At 72.4% G+C, this 203-nt stretch carries 1 protein-coding gene; it reads left to right on the top strand.

Features of this window, described 5'->3' with window-relative positions; all coding sequences use genetic code 11:
- Positions 1-203, top strand: a 203-nt coding sequence (locus EJ913_RS32065; RefSeq protein WP_185910051.1) for a hypothetical protein, incomplete at both ends; no start/stop codon positions are given.

The raw sequence follows: 203 nt of genomic DNA, 5'->3' as shown, positions 1-203 counted from the left end.
AGCCTGACTGTGGCGGCGGCGAGCGGTGTGGAAGACCAAGCCATCGCGTTGACGATCAGCAGCGCGCTGGTGTCCCCAGCGGCGGGCGAGGTGCTCGGCGTGGTGATCGCCGGGGTGCCGGCGGGGGCGGTGCTGTCGGCGGGCAGCGACAACGGCGACGGGACCTGGACGCTGAGCGTGACCGACCTGTCGGGCTTGACGCT

Source organism: Azospirillum doebereinerae, from assembly GCF_003989665.1.
Lineage (GTDB): Bacteria > Pseudomonadota > Alphaproteobacteria > Azospirillales > Azospirillaceae > Azospirillum > Azospirillum doebereinerae.
This window is presented reverse-complemented; position numbering and strand designations above follow the sequence as displayed.